This window comes from Chryseobacterium nakagawai (assembly GCF_900637665.1).
Classification (GTDB): domain Bacteria; phylum Bacteroidota; class Bacteroidia; order Flavobacteriales; family Weeksellaceae; genus Chryseobacterium; species Chryseobacterium nakagawai.
Map to the genome: position 1 here is coordinate 5,338,014 of NZ_LR134386.1, position 20,668 is coordinate 5,358,681.

The window sequence follows — 20,668 nt, forward strand, 5'->3', positions numbered from 1 at the left end:
ATTACAATGAAAAATAATATATTCAAAACGAAAGACTTAAAAAGTAAAAAAGCAAAAAGACTGATCACATCTGTATTGACAGCAGGAGTATTGGCATTGACATCATGTGAATCCAATCTTGATAAAATCAATGAAAACCCGAATGATCAGGCAAGTATTGATCCTAAATATCTTCTCACCTATGTTGCTAAAGATGCCTTTTGGGTGAATGGAGACAATATGTATGCTTCAAGAATGATGATTGGTACTGATGGTGAAAATCCTTTTCAGTACATGAAATGGAATGACGCCTCTTTTGAAGTCTATTCAAAAGGACTTCTTAATACGGTAAAAATGATGCAGGAGTCTGAAAAAAGAAATAATAAAAACTATGTTGCCGTAGGCAAATTTCTAAGGGCTTTTTATTTCTTTAATACAAGTCTAAAAGTGGGAAGTATTCCCTATTCTGAAGCTGTAAAAGGTGAATCAGGGATTACCCAACCTAAATACGACAGTCAGGATATTGTGATGGCCGGAGTTTTATCAGAATTAAAAGAAGCCAATGATCTTATTAATACCAATGATAAAATTGAAGGAGATATTATTTTCAATGGAGATGCTAACAAATGGAAAAAACTCATCAATTCATTCCGTTTGAAAATCTTAATCACTCTATCTAAAAAAACAACCGTTGGAAGTTACAATATTGCAACAGAGTTTGCTTCTATTGCAGGAAGCCAGCCTTTGATGACCTCTATTTCAGATAATGGGGAACTTAAGTTTGCTGACGCAGCAGACAGTAGATATTCTATGTTCAACAATAGTGGATATGGATCCAGTTTATACATGGCAGATTATTTCATCAACTTATTTAAAGACAGAAAAGATCCACGTTTATTTACATTTGCCTCTCAAACTACAGGAGCTAAAGAAGCAGGAAAAACCATCACAGATTTTAGCGGATATAATGGAGGAAATCCTACTTCTCCATATTCTGACAACGCTGCCTTAATTACTGCTAAAAACATTTCTAAGGTGAATGACCGTTTCTACAAAGATCCAACTAACGAACCTTCATCAATTTTAAGCTACTCTGAACTGGAGTTTATCCTGGCAGAAGCAACAGCCAGAGGCTGGATATCCGGATCAGCAAAAACACATTATGACAATGGAATCAAAGCCAGTTTCAGTTTTTATCAGACTTACGTAAAAAATTCAGGACAATATTTTACAGGATTTGATGTCAACCAATACCTGGCTACTCCTTTGGTTGTTTATGATAATTCCGCTTCCCTACAGGTACAATTGGAAAAAATTATGACTCAAAAGTACATGATTATGTTCCACCAGTCACAATGGACTTCTTATTATGATTACCTGAGAACAGGATATCCTAATTATCCTTTAAAACCTGGTGTAGCAGCACCATTCAGATTCAGATATCCTCAGTCTGAGTACAATTATAACAGCACCAATTTAAAGGCAGCTCTTACCACTCAATATGGTGGAAATGACAATATCAACTCTAAACCTTGGTGGTTACAGTAAGAATCTGATTTTTTTTACACAAAACAAAGAAATCGCAGGAAAATCCTATTAACTTGCGGTTTCTTTCTTATTACGATAGATCATGGACAGAAGAGAATTTTTAGAAAAATCAAGTATTTTATTAGCTGGACTAGGAACTTCAAATGTTTTACACCCTGCTATTCTAAAGGCTTTAGCGATAGAACCTGCTGCACAGTCTACTTTTTATGATGCAGAACATGTAGTTATTTTGATGCAGGAGAACCGTTCATTCGATCATGCTTTTGGAGCTCTCAAAGGAGTTCGTGGGTTCCTGGATAAAAGGACTTTTATTAAGCAGGATGGGCATTCCGCTTTTTTTCAAAAGGAGAAAACAGGAAAATATGCAGCTCCGGCCCGTCTGGATTTGAGAAATACTAAATCAACATGGATGAGTTCCCTTCCCCATTCGTGGGAAAACCAGCAACAGGCATTCAATAAAGGAAAATATGACCAATGGCTTCAAGCTAAGGCTTCGGGTAACGAAAACTATAAAAATATTCCGCTTACCTTGGGCTACTACAACCGTGAAGATCTTCCATTCTACTATCAGCTTGCGGATGCCTTTACCATATTTGACCAATATTTCTGTTCTTCAATGACTGGAACCACTCCCAACAGACTTTTTCATTGGTCGGGAACGCTTAGAGAACAGCAAAATGGTAAATCAAAAGCTAATGTGGTGAATGATGATATTGATTATGATAAAGCAAGACAGGCAAAATGGAAAAGCTTCCCCGAAATTTTAGAGGAGCAAAATGTTTCATGGCGTATTTATCAAAATGAGATCAGCCTTCCAAAAGGTTTATCAGGGGAACAAGAAGCATGGCTAAGTAATTTTACAGATAATCCGATTGAATGGTTTTCAAAATTTAATGTTAAGTTTTCAAAAGGATACTATGAGCATATTCCCAATATCATTGCGTCACTGAATCAGGAGGTCCTGAAAAAACCTAACCAGAAAGAAAGACTGGAGGCCATCATTACTGAACTTCAGGAAGATCTGGTAAAATATCATCCGGATAATTATTCAAAACTTTCCCAGCAGGAGAAAAACCTCCACGAAAAAGCCTTTACAACGAATTCAAAAGATCCTGATTATCACAATCTGGAAATTGGAAAAGATGAACATGGAGAAAGACTGGTTGTTCCCAAAGGAGATGTACTCTTCCAGTTTCGTAAGGATGTGGAAGAGAAAAAATTGCCCTCGGTTTCCTGGCTGGTAGCTCCTGAACACTTCTCAGATCATCCCGGATCACCATGGTATGGAGCATGGTATATTTCTGAGGTTTTAAATATTCTGACCAAAGATCCTGAAATGTGGAAAAAAACAATTTTCATTATCAATTATGATGAAAATGATGGGTATTTTGACCACGTGATCCCTTTTGCACCCCCTCTAAATCCAAGCCAACCGGTTGATATCAATGGAAAAAGCGGTGTGGAATATGTAGATAAAGCTCAGGAGTATATGTCTGATCCATCATTAAAGGATTATGAAAAAGCAGAAGGAACAGTAGGATTGGGTTATAGAGTACCTATGATTATCGCTTCCCCATGGACGAAAGGCGGTTTTGTTAATTCTGAAGTTTCAGATCATACTTCTGTTTTGCAGTTCCTGGAGAAATTTATCCTGAAGAAATTCAATAAAAATGTTCATGTAGACAATATCAGCGAATGGAGAAGAGCTATTTGTGGAGACCTTACTTCAGCTTTTAATGCTCCCAATATCAAAGCTCCTAAAATGGACTATCTTGATCAAAAGGATTATGCTAAAACCATTAACGCAGCCAAAAATAAACCTGTTCCACAGCTAAAATGGTATTCTGAGAATGAACTGAAGAATAATTTACTTGAAATCCAGGAAAGAGGAATGAAACCTTCCCATCCTCTTCCTTATAATTTTCATGTGAATCTGGAAGCAGGTAAGATTAGAATGACTAATGCAAAAGAAAATGGAGTTCCTCTTCATCTTTATGACAGAACCCAATTGAACAATCATCATTATTATTTTTCTTATGCATTATATTCCGGGCAAGAACTATCTCATCCCGCAAGACAATCAGGAAGTTATGATTATGAAATTTTCGGTCCTAATGGTTTCTTCCGAAAATTCAAAGGAAACAATATTCCGGAATCCGAAATTAGCTTAATCAATAATACTTCAAAAAGCCAAGTTGAACTAGTTGTTAAAAACGGACAAAAAGAAAGCATTACCTTGGAAAATATGTATGAAAAAACTAAAAAAGCAATCTCTATCCACAAACCGGAGGAGAAAATAGTGATTGACCTTATCCCATTTAAAGGCTGGTATGACTTAAAAGTAACATTGGGTGAGCATATCTGGCATTTTGCAGGAAGACAGGAAACAGGAAAAGTTTCTGTTTCAGACCCACACTGGGCATAAAATTATATTCTTATAAAACATCATAAATCCTGTACAAACGTACAGGATTTTTCATACGCAGAAAGTGAAATATTATTCAATAATATTGCATTACGATAGAAAAATCATCAATAATATAAAAATTATCATATATTTATTTCATAATCTATTGATTTTTATTATTTTCACTTAACTAATAATTAAGATCATGAATAAATTAAAACTAACCGTTGCAATGTCTTTATTTGCAGCAGCCATATCCGGAAACCTGAGTGCTCAGGACACTAATACAGATAATCATACTATAACGATTTCTATCCCAGAAGTTGCACTGGTAGACATTGAACCTGCCGCTACCAAAAACATTACATTAGGATTCACAGCTCCTACAGAAGCTGGTAACCCTGTTATAGCAAGCGCAGCCAATACTACTTTATGGCTTAATTATTCCTCTATCAAATCCGTTGCAGACCCTACCCGCAATGTGAGTGTAAAGGTTAATGCTATCATTCCGGGAGTAGATATCCACGTAACAGCAGCCGCTGCTACAGGCTCAGGAGCTGGTACTTTGGGAACATCTGCAGGACTACTAACATTAAGTGCTGCTGACCAGACTATTCTTTCCGGAATCGGAAGTGCCTATACTGGAAATGGTGCTAATAATGGCCATAACCTTACGTATGCTCTTGCTGCAGGAAGTGGGCCTGGTGGTGTGGCAGCCTATGCAGACCTGCAGGCAACAGCCACTACTGTAGCTACTGTTACTTATACCATATCAGATAACTAGAATTTAAATAAAATTAGATTCTGTACTTCAAAACCAAGAAGAAATTGGATTCCAGTTTCTTCCTGTTTTTGTATTATCAATAATAAAAATTCCAAATTTGACATAATGATAAAGCGTATTCTTTTTCTAATCACTCTGATTTTGCAGTTTAGCTTTTTACATGCCGGCATTGTGGTTCTTAACGGGCTTACGCATTCCTATAAAATAGAAAACGGAAAAGTTTACAAAGGAAAAGTTGCCATTGAGAATACAAGTAATAATCCTCAAAGTGTAAAATTGTTTTTGCAGGACTTTACGTATCATGCTGACGGAACGATTAATTATACCGCTCTACATACTCAAAAAAGGACTAACGGAGATTGGATAAAACTTAATACAAATTTAGTAACCCTTAAAGGGAAAGAAAAAACAGAAGTGTTTTATGAAATAACTGTTCCTAATCAGGCAATAGATCCCGGCAGTTATTGGAGTGTTATCATCGTAGAACCTGTAGATGATATCAAACCCAGCGATAAACAACCTGGAGTAAGCATTACCTCTGTAATACGGTATGCTATTCAGGTCATTACAGATTACGACACAGAAAAGGCCAAACCGGACCTTACATTTGACAATATCAAAGTAGAAAAAGAAGAAGGAAAAAAAACTGTAAAAATTGCTATAGCTAATAATGGAAATCTCTATTGCAAACCTACAGCATCTATTGAAATCTATAACCGCAAAACAGGCGAAAAAATAGGAACTTTTTCAAGCCTGACAATGGGGTTACTCCCTTCTACTTCTAAAACATTTTACATTGATATCAGCAAAGTACCACCTGCACAGTATAAGGCTACTGTTATAGCAACGGACGAAGATGAGAATGCTTTCGCACTCAATGTGGAACTAGAAGTAAAAAATGATTAAAACCTGGACGTTATTAATTTTTATATTATTCCCGTTATTTACTTTTTCTCAACAGTCATCTGACCGATTGGCGAGTAAAAAAGATAGTTTAATGCCGGGAACGTCTACCTCTATTCCTTTCAGACTGGAAAACAATTCGCTTGAAAATAAGGTGTATGATATTTCTGTCACTACTTCAAGTCCGCTTATCACTCCCATCCTTGCAAAAGGAGAATTTCAGATTCAGGCCCATGAAACCTCTGTATATCTTGTTCCTCTACGTATCTCAACAGAAGCTGTTCAGGGCGACTACTCTATTGTATTACATATTACGGATCGATCTACGGGACTCATTTTTACAAAGTCCTCACAAATAACGGTTTCCGTCAACAGGAAGCTTTCCCTTACTGCATTGGATTCACCGGAGTTTACCCGGGCAGGAGAAACCATCCGGGCTTCCTTCCTTTTAAAAAACAATGGAAATATTACTGAAAACATTACTCTGGAAAGTAAAAATGCTGTTATCGATCATGACGCATCAATTACGCTCAGTCCAAATGAATCCAAAGTGATTATCATATATAAGAAGACCAATCCGGAGCTTGAGCAAAATGAATTTCAAAATCTAAACCTTTCAGTATACTCTAAAGATGATCCTAAGGAAAATCAAAGCGTTTATATCAGTACTCACGTGATATCCGTACAACCTGCCAGCATGGATATCTATCATCGGCTTCCTGTGGTTGCTTCATTATCCTTCATCGGAATGAAAAATATGGGAGTCTATCATGACGGTTTTCAAGGCGAAATCTATGGCAAAGGAACACTGGATAAAGAAAATAAAAACCAGATTGAGTTTCATGCCGCCACCCACAATCCTATTGAGTTCAATACTTTTACTCAGTATGAAGAATATTTTGTGAACTATAAAAGGGATAAATTATTTGTTCATCTGGGTGATAAAACATACTCTTCCTCCTATTTAACTGAATTTGCCAGATATGGCCGTGGGGCAGAAATCCGATATGATTTTAATAAAATAAGTTTAGGGGGTTTTTACAACCATCCCCGATTTTTCAGAGATATTAAGGATGAATTTAATATCTACTCAGCATTTAAAATTCGTAAAGAATCTGAAATTTCCGTTGGATATCTTTACAAAATACCGATGAAGGAAAATTCTGATTTTAGGAATATCCAATTAGATTCTGAAGCTCATCTTCCTTATACCAAAGGAAAATTCAAAGTTTCGAAAAACATTAACCTTTCGGGAGAATTTGCTTATAGCACCACAAAGAAAAATGAAGGAACAGCCTATATGGCGCAGGCTGAAGTGAATTTTGAAAAGTTGAATGGAAATCTGATGTATATGAAAGCAAGCCCACAATTTGCAGGCTACTTTACCAATACCAGTACTTTCAGCGGATATCTTCAGTACAGAGTATCGAAAAAAATCAATGTTTTTGCCAATTATATGCAGGATGCTAAAAACTTTCAGAGAGATACCTTATTTCTGGCCGCTCCCTACAGAAAATATTTTCAATATGGAATACAGTATAAGTACCTTTCCAATGGCTTTATAATGCTTAATAATGGCTATCAAAAATACCAGGATCGTTTAGAGCCTAAACAGTTTGATTATTATGAGCGTTTCATTAGAGTCTCTGTAGACCAGCATATCGGAGTATTTCAGATTAACCTTGAAGGGCAATTTGGAAAAACAGATAATTATCTGACAGGATTTAATGGAAATTCAACGTTATATTCCGCAAATCTCTCATTTGAAAAATTTAAAACATCATTCAACGTCTTTGGAAGCTATGCCATGACTTCCAGATATCAATTACAAAACCAAAAACAGTTGTATTATGGAGCAAGAGTGTTTAGCAGGTTCTCAGATAAAACAAGCTTAAGCATTTTTTACCAAAACAACTACATGCCTGAGGAATACTTTAAAGACAGAAATTTATTTGAGTTATTATTCCACCAGCAATTATTTCCAGGAAACGACCTGGATCTTTCAGGAAGATACTCACTACAAAGGGGACAAATAGGAGATAAGGATTTTATATTTTCAATGCGCTATACCTGGCGGCCAAATATTCCTGTGCAAAGAACTGCCGAATATGTTTCGTTATCCGGTAATATCAATACCCTTGGAATCAAAAAAAAGGAAGGCATAAGATTAATGCTGGGAAGCTATCTATCTGTTACAGACAAAGAAGGTAATTATTTATTTAAAAATGTGATTCCAGGTAATTATTTCCTGGAAATAGATCGTTCCACCATAGAAATCAATGATATCCCAACCCTCTCAATTCCAGCAGCATTATCCCTTAATAACAAGGAAAACATTTTTAATTTCGGACTCACTACAGCCGCAAATATACAAGGCTATATCCAACTTTCGGAAACGGAAGAAAAAAATCAAACGGATATTGAAACATTACAAACTAAAAAAGGAAAAAATAAGAGAGAAAGCATCATTGTAGAAGCCATTGGCAACGATCAGACTTTTCGTAAAATATGTTTTATAGGAGAAGCATTCGATTTTACCTATCTCCGGCCGGGAGACTGGACAGTTAAACTGTATAGAAATGGTCTTGATAAACGATATAAAATTTCAACAGATAAATTTCAAATTACTTTAAAACCTTCAGAAATAAAAAAACTCAACATCCAGATTGTTAAACAACAGATAGAAATTAAATATCAGCAGGAATCCTTAAAAGTAGGATATAATCAAATAAAAAATAAGAAATGATTTTGAAACACTCCCTAATACTAGCATCTTTTATTTTTTCGGGTGTATTATATTCTCAGGCAAACATTACTCTAACTTTACCTGTTGTGACCTTAATGGATATAGAACCAACAGGAAATATTACTTTAAAATTTACAGCACCTACTGAAGCCGGAAATCCTCTTGCCAACCCAACACCTGATACTTCAAAGTGGATCAATTATACTTCTGCAATTACTTCCGGAGGACTTACCAGGAGAATTACAGCAGCTATTAGCGGTACTACCCTCATTCCGGGAGTGAATATCAGGCTACAGGCAGCAGCAGCATCCGGAGCAGGAGGCGGGACCTTAGGAACTCCTTCTGCACAAGTAACCCTCACCAATACTCCTATTACCATCATAAGTGGTATTGGAGGAGCTTACACAGGCAATGGGGTTAATAATGGACACCGCCTTACGATATCCCTCGTTCCAAGCACGTATGCAAATTTATCTGCACAAACCAATACCGTTCTTACCATTGTCTATACTATTACAGAATAAAACGGAAATATGAAAATGAATGGACTCTTCTTCGGAAACACACTTATAAAAAGGTATTTATTTACTTTTATTTTATTTGTAAGCAGCAGCTATATGGAGGCACAGGTAGTAAATGTCTCCGGAAGCTGGACCGCCAGTATACCTTCTATTACTGAAGCGGGAAATAATTATTCCGGAACTTATGATAACACTGGCAACACCGGTACTAATCAGATCATACTCTCCGGAACATTACCAGGATCTTTTCTCAACCTCCTTTCAAGTACGGGAGCAAAAATGACCATGCATTACACCTCCAACCCCTGGAATACTTCTATGACGCTTTCTGCAAGAAGAACCGGAGGAACAACAGCAATACATGGGGTCTGTCTTCTGTGTACGGCAACAATCAATGGAGGAACAACCTATATTCCAATACCACAATCACCTGATGTAACATTTCTAACGTTTACTTTTGGTGGGGTTTTAGGACTGGGGAATAGTGTTACTTTCTCAGATATTGTTTTACTCCTACAGGTATCTGGTGTTTCTGTCACCATTCCTGCAAGCACTTATGGCGCGCGGGTAGTTTTCACCATCGTTGCCAATTGATGCCAGGGAAGATTATTGAAAATGATAACCAAAAAAATAAAATCGTATCTTCTATGATATAAAAAAGAACCCTTTCCAAAATTTGGAAAGGGTTCTTTTTCAAGCATATTAAATTTAGTGCTTTGCCCACCAAAGAGGGGTAAGAACTGCATCTTGTCCGCCCAGTAACTGCACTGCTTTTGTGTACCCATCCTGATCTGTATTCCTGAAAGTACTTGGATATCTTAGCCTCTGAGGGAAATTCTGAATAGAGTTTGTCATATAATTTCCTGAATTCAAACTAGGTAAATTAACCAACGGTGTTTCTATTGCAGGGTTTTCAAAGAAAGGTAATCCCAGTCTTCGTTGATCGCTCCAGGATTCTAAAGGAAGCCATGGCATATTCGCAATGTATTTTTGGGTAATGATTTTTGTAAGCTTATCATTTTTCACTGAGCCATTTTTGTAGATGGTATTCACCGGGTATTTAATTTCAACAGAAACCATATTTCCAGTAGAAGGATCTTTATAATTCATGGTATGACTGGCTCCAGGCTCTGCCACATGGCTATAAGCTACAGAAGTTCCGTCACGGTTATAATCCGTTGAGGTAATATACTGAATATAAAATTGTGAAACTCCATTATACGCAAAGCTATCCTGAATTCCTTTATTATAGGCCGCATCATCACTCATTGGAACTGCCCATCCTTTCAGGGCTGCTTCAGCCATCAGGAAATAAGTTTCCCAACTTGCAAAAAAGATTCGAAAGTTCTTACCTTCTCTATATTGTTTTCCTAACGCCGGCATGCATCCAATAACTCCTCTTAACCCGTTTCTTTGGCCTTTTACACCCCAGTTCCCTATAGTAGTCGTATTCCAGGTATTTACCGTATTGATAGTAACTTTAGAACCGTTGGCAAAAGTAAGATCTCCACTATTAGTAGACGCTTGGTTGGTATTAATAGGATAAAGGGAATAAATTGGATTGTTGAAATCTCCGGGAATATAAAATGTTTTATAAGCCCTTGGATCGATTTTATTTGGAAGCCCATCCAGCCAATATCCTGCAGTTGGGTCATTGGTCATTGTTGAGAACTGTTCATCATATTTTATGCCGATATAATCAGCATCTTTCACAGCTGTATGCTGAGCAGCAGGCAATTGATCTGTAGAATTAACTCCTCCCAAACCAATATACATATTATTAAGGGTAGCTGATAAAATCTGTGAATTCCATTCCCTAGACATTACTCCTGATAAAGGATTCCAACCGGTATCTTCTTTAACTCTAAAATTATCATCGCTTGTACTGATGAACATATTAGAATTAGCTGCGGCCTCAAACTCTGTTTTTGCTTTGGCAGGATCCACTTCTGAAATTCTCATCGCCACTCTCATTCTCATGGAGTTGGCATATTTTACCCATTGACTCCATTTAAAGCTATAGACCATATCATAAGCATTAGGATTGGAAGGAATAGGTTGGTTCACATCCATTTTAGTAACTGCATCCTTTAACTCATCTAAAATAAAATAATACACCTCTTTTTCAGAATTAAAACCAGGATTTACTCCTTTAAATGCCTGAATTGGCTGTGGACCAAAATTATCAGAAAACTCGCTCATCAGATAAGCTCTCCAAATCCTGGCTACCTGGATAAGATTATCATAATGAGGTTTGCCCTGACCTATTGCTTTCTTTTCATTGGCAATTTCAATAGTTGCATTGGCATTATTCAGCCATTCTGAAATTCCTTTCCAATATTCTACAGTCCAGGAATCATCATATGATCCACCTGCAATTCCTGTCGACAAATGCTGTCTTGCAGCAGTTTTCCAATACAAAACAAAAGTACGTTCAGCAATATTGGGATCTTGCTGTGCTCCTAAAATAGAATTATTTAAAAAATACTCCGGTTCTGCTTTATTAATATCTACAGAAAACGGATCGTTATTGATGTCTTCAAAATCATTACATGATGTACAAACGACAGCCAACGCAATGAGGGATAAAATATATTTTTTCATGATGTCAGTATTAATATTAAAAGCCTAATGTAATTGAGAATAAATAAGATCTTGTGGTTGGAAATGAAAGATTTTCAAATCCTACAGCATTAGAATTGATAGCAAATACAGACTCAGGATCTATTCCCTTTGCTTTACTGTAGATCATCCATACATTATTGGCTGTGAAAGAAACCTTAGCACTCTGAAGTGCAAATTTTTGAAATAAACTTTTAGGAAAATTATATGATACCTGAATATTTCTTAGCCTGATATTGGTTGCATCGTAAATGTTCTGTTCTGTAATTCCTAAGTTTCCAGCTGTTACAGCGGCCCAATAATCCTGTTGTGTTATCTCTTTTGTATTGCTTATATAACCCCCATTTTGTTGTACTACTGCATCAAGCACAATATTATCTCTTCTTCCTCCGGGAGCTGTATCAGAAGCAAGACCTACTTTCTGTAAAGCAGATTGAGTGGATGAATAGAATTTTCCTCCAATTCTCCCGTCAATAAGTAATGAAAGTCCAAAACTTTTATATACAAAGCTATTGGTTATTCCAAACAAAGCCCTCGGTGTCTGATCACCTAAATAATATTGTTCAGCAGTCGCCTGAGGCAAACCATTCAGCCCAACAATAAGTTTTCCATATTGAGGACTGTTAGGATCCTCTACTCTTAAAAATTTTGTTCCATAAATAGATCCATAGGGCTTACCTACTTCTGCAAAAAAGCCTACATTATCAAAACCAGCCAAAGGATATTTTAAAACTTCTCCATCAATCCGGTCAATCACACTCTTTAGTTTAGAAAAATTCGCATTTACATTCCATGTAAAATTCTGCTTTTTAAAAATATCTGTATTTACAACTATTTCAATTCCGCTATTACTAAGACCTCCTGAACTTATCTTTTTATACTCATATCCGGAAAGTGGATTCATTGGTAAATCTATTAACTGATCTGTTGCAGTATTCCTGAAATAACTTACATCTAAGGAAACTCTGTTAAAGAATTTAAGATCTGCACCAACTTCAAAAGTTTTAAGTTTCTCAGCATGTAAATTAGGATCATAAAGAATTTTCTTTCTGCCAAGAATGGCATGACCACCTGGATCTGCACCTAGTTTATAAGTATTATACAGTTCGTAAGGATTTAAAGAATTTCCGGTTACCGCATAAGCAGCACGAAGCTTAGCAAAAGTTAATACTTTAGAATTTGTTCCGTTTAATTTATTCAACATCTCTGTTAAAACTAAAGAAGTACTGATAGAAGGATAGAAATAAGATCTATTTTCAAGAATGAGGGTGGAAGACCAGTCATTTCTTGCCGTTGCGTTAATAAACCAATACCCGTCATAATTAATCTCAGCAGAAGCAAATACAGAATTAATCTTCTTCCAGAAATCAATTTCATTATTAGCAATACCAGCAATATCACTAGTATTATTAACACTAAATACATTAGGAACAATCAAGTTTTGAGTACTGAAATAAATTGCTTTGGTTCTGCTCTCCATCATTTGTCCATATACAGAAAGTGATCCACCCCATTTTCCAAATAAGTTATCTTTTTTTGCAGTAAGACTTGCTATATAGTTATTCTCATAAAACTTCTCCTCACTAGTTGCATATGAGTTTCTGCGTGAAGAACCAGTCCAGACTCTCGCATCCGCATTTAAAGCATAAAAATCTGTCCCCACTCTTACATCTCCACTTAACCAATCGTTAAATTGATATTTAAGATATCCATTTAAAAGGAAGCGATCTTTCTTATCAGCATTAAGGCTATTATAAGCAGACCAATAAGGATTTATCCCATTAGGAGTAATCCAGCGTGATTTTATATCATTTTGAGTTTGTCCCTGTTCGTAATCTCTTATATCAATGTTTTGAGGCATGAGAAGAATATTAGGATAATAATTACCATCTCCTCTTCCTCCTGAAGGTCTATTTTTAGCTTTTGTACTTATATATTGTACCTTTACCTCAGAAGTCCATCTTTTATTGGCTCCAAAATTTGAGTTCATCTTCGCCATAAAATTAAATCTCTCAAATTTAGAATTAGGGATCTGGCTATTATCGTTCAGATAATTCGCTGAGGTGTATAAGCTGGTACCTTCTCCTAAATTTTCTTGAAAACTCAAAGTGTGCTGCGAATTGATTCCCGTCTTAAAAAAGTTTTTCAGATTATCATATCTCTTCATATTGGATCCTTCAAAAGCGGGACCCCAAGAACTAGAATTATCACTATTTGCTGAATTAGCAACCCCATTTAGTCCTAGACCAAAACTCTTCTGCATATCCGGCTTCATAAAAAGAGTTTCAAAACCTAAACTTGTAGAATATGTAATTCCTAAACCTCCTTTCTTCTTCCCTGTTTTGGTAGTAATTAGAATAACTCCGTTTCCCCCTCTGGATCCATATAAAGCAGAAGCTGCTCCTCCTTTAAGAACTGAGATACTTTCTATATCATCTGCATTAATATCAGCTAATCCATTTCCCATGTCTAAGTCCGGATTCCAGAAATCATTATTAAAGTAACCATCATTTTGTTTTGCTTTTGAACCTGCACTATTACTCAATGGTACACCATCCACTACAATAAGAGGTTGATTATCTCCTTTAAGCGAACTAAACCCTCTAAGATTTATCTTGGATGAAGAAGCAGGTCCAAAGCCTCCTTTTACAACTTGAAGCCCCGCAACTTTACCTGCTAAAGCATTGGTCACATTAGTCTCTTTGGCATCAACTAATGTCTGGCCTTTTACATCCTGGAAAGAATAGCCCAAACTCTTTTTTTCTTTTTTAACTCCGTAGGCCGTTACAACAACTTCATCAATTCTTCCAACTTTAGTAGAATCTGTTCGCTGTGCAGATAATTCAGTAAAGCAAAAAAATAAAGATGAGAGAAGTCCCGCCTTAATTATTGTTTTATTCATAATAATATTTGATATTTCGCAATCAAATATAACATTTTAGCAGTATTTAATAACATACTAATAAAAAACAAGCATGAAATTCAAAAATACTATTGAAACAATGAAAGTTATGATTCAGAATTAAAGAAAGTATCTTCAATTTTAACAGAAATAGAAAAAATAAAGAATACAAAAAAGCTTAGTGACGGATGATAAGACATACATAACAGGTGATAGTAATGAGTTATTATTGGGTAATGCCTTACACCTCATTTTTATATGTGGAGATCCTTACCAGATGACAAAATTAGTAAACATATCATAAGTAATGATAACTGGTATATATCAAATAGAGAATATATGAAAGAGTAAAATACAGCATAAAGAATGAATACTTTTAAGAGTCATTCTTTAAGAATGATTACACATTACTTATCATTGACTGTTTTACTGCGGAGTATAGAGCAAAAAAAAGTCTCATACATTACTGTATGAGACTTTTAAAAATAAAATAAAAACTGGCGGCGGCCTACTCTCCCGCGTTAGCAGTACCATCGGCGCTGGTGGGCTTAACTTCTGTGTTCGGAATGGGAACAGGTGAGCCCCACCGCTAAAACCACCCTAAAGGCTTTATATAAGATATCAGAGGATAGATTTCAGATCTCAGACTTAAAGTCTGTTATCTGATGTCTTATATCTGACATCTGTTTTAATCGATAAAAACTTTCACAAAGAGCTAACCTTGCTGCACTTTCGTGCGCCATATCAGGCTATAAATCTACGGGTAATTAGTACTACTCGGCTATGACATTACTGTCTTTACACCTATAGCCTATCAACGTGGTCATCTCCCACGACCCTTAAAAGATGTCTCATCTTGAGGCGAGTTTCGCACTTATATGCTTTCAGTGCTTATCTCTTCCAAACGTAGCTACTCAGCAGTGCACCTGGCGGTACAACTGATACACCAGAGGTTTGTTCAATTCGGTCCTCTCGTACTAGAATCAAGCCCTCTCAAACATCTAACGCCCGCAATAGATAGAGACCGAACTGTCTCACGACGTTCTGAACCCAGCTCGCGTGCCACTTTAATGGGCGAACAGCCCAACCCTTGGGACCTTCTCCAGCCCCAGGATGTGACGAGCCGACATCGAGGTGCCGAACCTCCCCGTCGATGTGAGCTCTTGGGGGAGACTAGCCTGTTATCCCCGGAGTACCTTTTATCCTATGAGCGATGGCCCTTCCATACGGAACCACCGGATCACTATGTCCTGCTTTCGCACCTGATCGACTTGTTGGTCTCACAGTCAAGCACCCTTATGCCATTACACTCTACGCACGGTTACCAAGCGTGCTGAGGGTACCTTTGAAAGCCTCCGTTACTCTTTTGGAGGCGACCACCCCAGTCAAACTACCCACCACGCAATGTCCTTCTAAAAGAAGTTAGGCTCCAAGTAAGTAAAGGGTGGTATTTCAACGTCGGCTCCACAGACACTAGCGTGCCCACTTCATAGCCTCCCACCTATCCTACACATTACTTACTCAAAGTCAATACGAAGTTATAGTAAAGGTTCACAGGGTCTTTTCGTCCCATTGCGGGTAATCGGCATCTTCACCGATACTACAATTTCACAGAGCTCATGGTTGAGACAGTGCCCAGATCGTTACACCATTCGTGCAGGTCGGAACTTACCCGACAAGGAATTTCGCTACCTTAGGACCGTTATAGTTACGGCCGCCGTTTACTGGGGCTTCAGTCAATGCCTTCGGTTTAACCCTAAGCACCTTCCTTAACCTTCCAGCACCGGGCAGGTGTCAGACCCTATACTGCATCTTTCGATTTTGCAGAGTCCTGTGTTTTTGATAAACAGTCGCCTGGGCCTCTTTACTGCGGCCACCATTGCTGATGGCGTCTCTTCTCCCGAAGTTACGAGACTATTTTGCCTAGTTCCTTAACCATGATTCACTCTAGCACCTTAGGATTCTCTCCTCGACTACCTGTGTCGGTTTTGGTACGGGTTGCTTCACTTCGGCTTTTCTTGGAAGCACTTTCCCTACAGCAGCTTCGCCCGAAGGCTAGGCCTTGACTATTCCGTCAGTCTCCAGTAAGTACGGCACTCCGTCCCCTTTTTAGTGTGAGCAAGTATGGGAATATTAACCCATTGTCCATCCACTTCCCCGTTCGGGTTCGCGTTAGGTCCCGACTAACCCTCAGCTGATTAGCATGGCTGAGGAAACCTTAGTCTTTCGGTGAGCGGGTTTCTCGCCCGCTTTATCGTTACTTATGCCTACATTTTCTTTTCTATCCGCTCCACAATACCTCACAGTACTGCTTCGGCGCAAATAGAATGCTCTCCTACCAGATGTATCTAAAATACAAATCCATAGCTTCGGTAATATGTTTATGCCCGATTATTATCCATGCCGGACCGCTCGACTAGTGAGCTGTTACGCACTCTTTAAATGAATGGCTGCTTCCAAGCCAACATCCTAGCTGTCAATGCAGTCCAACCGCGTTGCTTCAACTTAACATATATTTTGGGACCTTAGCTGTTGGTCTGGGTTCTTTCCCTCTCGGACATGGACCTTAGCACCCATGCCCTCACTGCCGTAGAACATTTATTAGCATTCGGAGTTTGTCAGGAATTGGTAGGCGATGAAACCCCCGCATCCAATCAGTAGCTCTACCTCTAATAAACTTATATACGACGCTGCACCTAAATGCATTTCGGAGAGTACGAGCTATCTCCCAGTTTGATTGGCCTTTCACCCCTACCCACAGGTCATCCGAAGACTTTTCAACGTCAACCGGTTCGGTCCTCCACTCTGTGTTACCAGAGCTTCAACCTGCCCATGGGTAGATCACAAGGTTTCGCGTCTAATCCTACTAACTATCCGCCCTATTCAGACTCGCTTTCGCTCCGGCTCCGGACCTGAAGTCCTTAACCTCGCTAGTAAAATTAACTCGTAGGCTCATTATGCAAAAGGCACGCCGTCACAGCTTAATGCTGCTCCGACCGCTTGTAGGCGTACGGTTTCAGGTTCTATTTCACCCTTCTATTCGAAGTGCTTTTCACCTTTCCTTCACAGTACTTGTTCACTATCGGTCTTTCAGGAGTATTTAGCCTTGGAGGATGGTCCCCCCATATTCAGACAGGATTTCACGTGTCCCGCCCTACTCATTTATCACTTAAATATGCCTTTCATATACGGGGCTATCACCCTCTACGGCCGTTCTTTCCAGAACATTCTATTAAACATAAATTAGCTTTTGGGCTAATCCGCTTTCGCTCGCCACTACTTACGGAATCTCTTCGATTTCTTTTCCTCCGGGTACTTAGATGTTTCAGTTCTCCGGGTTTGCTCTCTAAATAAATTTAGAGTGACTGGTCTTCAACCAGACGGGTTGCCCCATTCGGACATCTGCGGATCAATTCGTGTGTGCCAATCCCCGCAGCTTTTCGCAGCTTACCACGTCCTTCTTCGCCTCTGAAAGCCTAGGCATCCGCCATACGCCCTTAACGATTTCTTTCCTAATATTAAATTAGTTCAGTATTTTTTGATAAATTAAATTTATCGATATTTTTATAAACTCGGCACTCGAAAGTGCTCGGTTATCTCTTTGTGATGTCTTTACCGTTAATGTCAATGATCTTAAATTCTTCTTGTCCAACTGATGAACGAATATTGTTTTTGGCTCTATCCGTAACTTTTAAATCAGTCTTCCAAAACTGTGGAGAATAAGGGAGTCGAACCCTTGACCTCCTGCGTGCAAGGCAGGCGCTCTAGCCAGCTGAGCTAATTCCCCTCTAGTAGACTTCAGATTTTAGATCTCAGATTACAGACTTTATTGTCTGACATCTGATGTCTTATATCTTCCCGTCTTTTTAATTAGTAGTCTCGGGCAGGCTCGAACTGCCGACCTCTACATTATCAGTGTAGCGCTCTAACCAGCTGAGCTACGAGACTGTCTGTTAGACTAACAGATTTCAGATAACAGATATCAGATTTAACTGACCATCCTATCTTCATCCTTGTCTCTCTCAATCCCTTTACTAATTTCTAGTGGGTTTTGTATTTTTAATATAATCAACCAAACAAAAAACTAAAGCTTTACTTTGAATAAGTACTTGTATCCGAAGATACTAATTTTGTTTATCGTCTAAAAGACGCTCTAAAATGAGATGTTCCAGCCGCACCTTCCGGTACGGCTACCTTGTTACGACTTAGCCCTAGTTACCTGTTTTACCCTAGGCAGCTCCTGTTACGGTCACCGACTTCAGGTACCCCAGACTTCCATGGCTTGACGGGCGGTGTGTACAAGGCCCGGGAACGTATTCACCGCGCCATGGCTGATGCGCGATTACTAGCGATTCCAGCTTCATAGAGTCGAGTTGCAGACTCCAATCCGAACTGAGACCAGCTTTCGAGATTTGCATCACATCGCTGTGTAGCTGCCCTCTGTACTGGCCATTGTATTACGTGTGTGGCCCAAGGCGTAAGGGCCGTGATGATTTGACGTCATCCCCACCTTCCTCTCTACTTGCGTAGGCAGTCTCACTAGAGTCCCCAACTTAATGATGGCAACTAGTGACAGGGGTTGCGCTCGTTGCAGGACTTAACCTAACACCTCACGGCACGAGCTGACGACAACCATGCAGCACCTTGAAAAATGTCCGAAGAAAAGTCTATTTCTAAACCTGTCATTTCCCATTTAAGCCTTGGTAAGGTTCCTCGCGTATCATCGAATTAAACCACATAATCCACCGCTTGTGCGGGCCCCCGTCAATTCCTTTGAGTTTCATTCTTGCGAACGTACTCCCCAGGTGGCTAACTTATCACTTTCGCTTAGTCTCTGAATCCGAAAACCCAAAAACGAGTTAGCATCGTTTACGGCGTGGACTACCAGGGTATCTAATCCTGTTCGCTCCCCACGCTTTCGTCCATCAGCGTCAGTTGTTGCTTAGTAACCTGCCTTCGCAATTGGTGTTCTAAGTAATATCTATGCATTTCACCGCTACACTACTTATTCCAGCTACTTCAACAACACTCAAGACATGCAGTATCAATGGCAGTTTCACAGTTAAGCTGTGAGATTTCACCACTGACTTACACATCCGCCTACGGACCCTTTAAACCCAATAAATCCGGATAACGCTTGCACCCTCCGTATTACCGCGGCTGCTGGCACGGAGTTAGCCGGTGCTTATTCGTATAGTACCTTCAGCTAGATACACGTATCTAGGTTTATCCCTATACAAAAGAAGTTTACAACCCATAGGGCCGTCGTCCTTCACGCGGGATGGCTGGATCAGGCTCTCACCCATTGTCCAATATTCCTCACTGCTGCCTCCCGTAGGAGTCTGGTCCGTGTCTCAGTACCAGTGTGGGGGATCACCCTCTCAGGCCCCCTAAAGATCGCAGACTTGGTGAGCCGTTACCTCACCAACTATCTAATCTTGCGCGTGCCCATCTCTATCCACCGGAGTTTTCAATATCGAATGATGCCATTCAACATATTATGGGGTATTAATCTTCCTTTCGAAAGGCTATCCCCCAGATAAAGGCAGGTTGCACACGTGTTCCGCACCCGTACGCCGCTCTCAAGATCCCGAAAGATCTCTACCGCTCGGCTTGCATGTGTTAGGCCTCCCGCTAGCGTTCATCCTGAGCCAGGATCAAACTCTCCATTGTATGTTTGTCTGACTCACTCAAAGTTTTTTAACGCTTTAGTTTTTCCTTACTTGGTTGTTATATTGTATGTCAATGATCTTTATATCTTTCGCTTTTTAACGAAGCAATCTCTCTGTCAGTGTCGCTCCGTATTTGCGAGTGCAAAAGTAAAACTTTATTTCCATTTGACCAAATGTTTCGAAAGAAAATTTTAAAGTTTTTTAAGTAACCTTAATCTCTTTCCAAACCCTCAATCTCTCTACTCCTGCGCTCCCTTAATTGGGACTGCAAAGATACAAACTTTATTTTAACTCGCAACTTTTAAATCCTAAAAATTAAAAGTTTTTTTTTCGCCTGTCTCTCTCGTAGAATATAATGTTTATGCTTATCTAAAAGCTCCTCTGCGCTTACCGAATCTCTTTCGTTTTTCAGTGGGGCAAAGATAGAAACTTCATCCATTCCCCGCAAGTTTATTTAACATAAAATTCATATTCAGGTAATATTTTACTCTTAAAGCACTGGTACTATGAGAGAAAAATTTTAATCAAAATTCAATCAATTAGTCTTCTTATATAAGTAAAAGATAAATTAAGGCTTTTGACCG

General features: G+C 38.7%; 9 protein-coding genes, 2 tRNA genes and 3 rRNA genes. 7 read left to right on the top strand and 7 right to left on the bottom strand.

What is annotated here, in order from left to right; all coding sequences use genetic code 11:
• The first annotated feature begins 6 nt into the window (after positions 1–6).
• From EL260_RS24210 to EL260_RS24240, 7 genes are all read left to right on the top strand, one after another.
• A complete protein-coding gene (locus EL260_RS24210) occupies positions 7–1,527 on the top strand; it encodes a SusD/RagB family nutrient-binding outer membrane lipoprotein (RefSeq protein ID WP_123858057.1) in 1,521 nt (506 codons plus the stop codon).
• An 82-nt stretch (positions 1,528–1,609) separates the two neighbouring features.
• Positions 1,610–3,952 carry a phosphocholine-specific phospholipase C gene (locus EL260_RS24215; protein ID WP_123858059.1) on the top strand — a complete coding sequence of 781 codons (2,343 nt, stop codon included), beginning with the start codon at positions 1,610–1,612 and terminating at the stop codon, positions 3,950–3,952.
• Between the two features lie 187 nt (positions 3,953–4,139).
• Entirely contained in the window at positions 4,140–4,718 is a 579-nt protein-coding gene (locus EL260_RS24220) for a hypothetical protein (protein WP_123858061.1), read from the top strand.
• 105 nt (positions 4,719–4,823) lie between these two features.
• Entirely contained in the window at positions 4,824–5,624 is an 801-nt protein-coding gene (locus EL260_RS24225; protein WP_123858063.1) for a WxL protein host-binding domain-containing protein, read from the top strand.
• Positions 5,617–8,367: a COG1470 family protein gene (locus EL260_RS24230; protein ID WP_123858065.1), complete on the top strand. Its 2,751-nt coding sequence runs from the start codon at positions 5,617–5,619 to the stop codon at positions 8,365–8,367. Before EL260_RS24225 ends, EL260_RS24230 begins: the two co-directional genes overlap by 8 nt.
• Positions 8,364–8,891, top strand: a complete 528-nt coding sequence (locus EL260_RS24235; RefSeq protein ID WP_123858066.1) for a hypothetical protein — start codon at positions 8,364–8,366, stop codon at positions 8,889–8,891. Before EL260_RS24230 ends, EL260_RS24235 begins: the two co-directional genes overlap by 4 nt.
• 9 nt (positions 8,892–8,900) lie before the next feature.
• The gene (locus tag EL260_RS24240; RefSeq protein ID WP_123858068.1) at positions 8,901–9,482 is read left to right on the top strand and encodes a hypothetical protein; all 582 of its coding nucleotides are present in this window, start codon (positions 8,901–8,903) and stop codon (positions 9,480–9,482) included.
• Positions 9,483–9,596: 114 nt separating this feature from the next.
• Here the strand turns inward: EL260_RS24240 and EL260_RS24245 are convergent, their stop codons facing one another.
• The 7 genes from EL260_RS24245 to EL260_RS24275 form a co-directional block, all read right to left on the bottom strand.
• Positions 9,597–11,492, bottom strand: coding sequence for a SusD/RagB family nutrient-binding outer membrane lipoprotein (locus EL260_RS24245; protein WP_123858070.1), 1,896 nt, complete (start codon positions 11,490–11,492; stop codon positions 9,597–9,599).
• A 16-nt stretch (positions 11,493–11,508) separates the two neighbouring features.
• A complete protein-coding gene (locus EL260_RS24250; RefSeq protein ID WP_123858072.1) occupies positions 11,509–14,412 on the bottom strand; it encodes a SusC/RagA family TonB-linked outer membrane protein in 2,904 nt (967 codons plus the stop codon).
• A 495-nt stretch (positions 14,413–14,907) separates the two neighbouring features.
• Positions 14,908–15,015, bottom strand: a 5S ribosomal RNA gene (gene rrf, locus EL260_RS24255).
• A 144-nt stretch (positions 15,016–15,159) separates the two neighbouring features.
• Positions 15,160–17,923 (bottom strand): 23S ribosomal RNA (locus EL260_RS24260).
• A 202-nt stretch (positions 17,924–18,125) separates the two neighbouring features.
• Positions 18,126–18,199, bottom strand: a tRNA-Ala gene (locus EL260_RS24265).
• Positions 18,200–18,286: 87 nt separating this feature from the next.
• Positions 18,287–18,360: transfer RNA gene (locus EL260_RS24270), tRNA-Ile, on the bottom strand.
• A 208-nt stretch (positions 18,361–18,568) separates the two neighbouring features.
• Positions 18,569–20,085: ribosomal RNA gene (locus tag EL260_RS24275) — 16S ribosomal RNA — on the bottom strand.
• The 16S, 23S and 5S rRNA genes sit together here with 2 tRNA genes alongside, the layout of an rRNA operon.
• Positions 20,086–20,668: the final 583 nt, after the last annotated feature.

Excerpts from the sequence above, each read along its gene's own strand:
- EL260_RS24250 (WP_123858072.1), bottom strand. The coding sequence starts at position 14,412 with ATGAATAAAACAATAATTAAGGCGGGACTTCTCTCATCTTTATTTTTT.
- EL260_RS24220 (WP_123858061.1), top strand. The coding sequence starts at position 4,140 with ATGAATAAATTAAAACTAACCGTTGCAATGTCTTTATTTGCAGCAGCC.
- EL260_RS24210 (WP_123858057.1), top strand. The coding sequence starts at position 7 with ATGAAAAATAATATATTCAAAACGAAAGACTTAAAAAGTAAAAAAGCA.
- EL260_RS24235 (WP_123858066.1), top strand. The coding sequence starts at position 8,364 with ATGATTTTGAAACACTCCCTAATACTAGCATCTTTTATTTTTTCGGGT.
- EL260_RS24230 (WP_123858065.1), top strand. The coding sequence starts at position 5,617 with ATGATTAAAACCTGGACGTTATTAATTTTTATATTATTCCCGTTATTT.
- EL260_RS24245 (WP_123858070.1), bottom strand. The coding sequence starts at position 11,492 with ATGAAAAAATATATTTTATCCCTCATTGCGTTGGCTGTCGTTTGTACA.
- EL260_RS24225 (WP_123858063.1), top strand. The coding sequence starts at position 4,824 with ATGATAAAGCGTATTCTTTTTCTAATCACTCTGATTTTGCAGTTTAGC.
- EL260_RS24240 (WP_123858068.1), top strand. The coding sequence starts at position 8,901 with ATGAAAATGAATGGACTCTTCTTCGGAAACACACTTATAAAAAGGTAT.
- EL260_RS24215 (WP_123858059.1), top strand. The coding sequence starts at position 1,610 with ATGGACAGAAGAGAATTTTTAGAAAAATCAAGTATTTTATTAGCTGGA.